This is a genomic window from Vibrio sp. Vb0937 (assembly GCF_033338855.1).
Window position 1 is genome coordinate 1 of the sequence record NZ_JAWOTK010000109.1, and the last position, 1,796, is coordinate 1,796.

Sequence of the window (1,796 nt, forward strand, 5' to 3'; positions counted from 1 at the left end):
AATCATCGTCAAATTGGTGGCCAATACGCCTATTCTTCCTAAGCTCTCCTTTACTCTCCTTGCGGTGGTTTCTATAATCGCCGCCCGCTTCTAATTAAAAGGCCAATATCTTCATGGATCAGTTGACTGCCACGCTTAAGAAAATTGAAAAGCAGAACTACCGTGCTTACCAACAAATCAAAGGTCAGTATGACTTCACTGATTTCACGTTGTTTATCGATCATGTTCAAGGCGACCCGTATGCTTCTGCGTCACGTTTTCGTGCGACTCGTGCTTGGTCACTAACTGGTCTTGAGTGGCTAAAAGACGAGTCTCCGGCGTTCCAGCGCGCGTCTCGCGACTTTATTGCTCGTCGCTTTGAGCAATTTGCTAAACAAGAAAATACCGTATCAATCGCTTTAAATGGTCAAACGGTTTTAGACAGCACAGCGGTGCTATTCACAGAAGAAGGGATTGAACTGCGTTTTCGTGTCAACCTACCCGCTGAAGGCCGTTCTGTGCTTGGTAAAAAGGCGAACAACATCCTCACGTTTCATATGCCTAAGTTTATTCGACGCGCGACGCTTGAGCGTGAGTTGGATAAAGAAGCGATGGTGAAGCACTGTCAAGTCGTAGAAGATCAAAGCGCACTAAGAGAACAATTAGAAGCACACAATCTTGTTGCGTTTGTTGCGAATGGTAGCGTTCTACCACGTATTGCGGGTAACTGTGATTTGCCGATGAAAGAAGCAGTAGAGTTTACGGCTCCTGAGTCTTTGCAGGTGACTCTGCATGCACCAAACAAAGGTTACGTGACTGGACTTGGCATTCCCAAAGGCATCACTTTGATTGTCGGCGGTGGTTTTCACGGTAAGTCGACCTTACTGAACGCCATTGAACGTTCTATTTACGATCACATTCCTGGCGATGGTCGCGAGTACATCGTAACAGATCAGAAAGCGATGAAGATTCGTGCAGAAGATGGCCGTTGTGTGCATCACTTAAATCTGTCGAACTACATCAACCACTTGCCAATGGGTAAAGACACTGCAGATTTCTCAACGCAAGATGCATCAGGTTCAACATCGCAAGCGGCTTGGTTACAAGAATCTATCGAAGCTGGTGCAACATCACTGCTGATAGATGAAGACACATCAGCAACTAACTTTATGATTCGTGATGAGCGTATGCAGGCACTTGTGGCAAAAGGCGATGAGCCAATCACACCGCTGGTTGACCGTATCGGTCAATTACGTGATGAACTCGATATCTCGACTATCATCGTTATGGGTGGCTCTGGTGATTACCTAGATGTGGCGAATACCGTTATTCAGATGCATGACTACCAAGCGGTCGACGTGACTGAAAAAGCAAAACAAGTGATTGCGCAGCACCCTACTCAGCGCCATAACGAATCAGAAGAGAGCTTACAAACTTTCCGACCACGCGCACTAAACTGCGTGGCTCTTATGAATATATTGACTGACGGTAAATTCCGCGTAAGTGCAAAAGGCAAAGACTCACTGCGTTTTGGTAAAGAATTTACTGACCTTAGTGCGCTAGAGCAGATTGAGTCTGCTGACGAAGTGAACGCCATTGGTTGGTTGTGGTTCCAGCTTGCACAACTGCCAGGTTGGTGTAACAACCCTGCAAAAGAAATTGAAGAGATGTTATCGGGCGAATGGCACGCATCACTGCCTAAACAAGGTGACCTTGCTAAACCACGTACTTTGGATGTAATGGCAGCACTTAACCGTATGCGTAAGTCACAGTTCAAACCTTCACACTAAGTATTTTGTATTTGACGTATCACGACT

General features: G+C 46.0%; 1 protein-coding gene. It reads left to right on the forward strand.

What is annotated here, in order from left to right:
- Positions 1 to 113: 113 nt before the first annotated feature.
- Entirely contained in the window at positions 114 to 1,769 is a 1,656-nt protein-coding gene (locus R7P67_RS23545) for an ABC-ATPase domain-containing protein (RefSeq protein ID WP_318086156.1), read from the forward strand.
- The last annotated feature ends 27 nt before the right edge of the window (positions 1,770 to 1,796 follow it).

Coding starts and splice junctions, on each gene's coding strand:
- R7P67_RS23545 (WP_318086156.1), top strand. CDS start 114: ATGGATCAGTTGACTGCCACGCTTAAGAAAATTGAAAAGCAGAACTAC.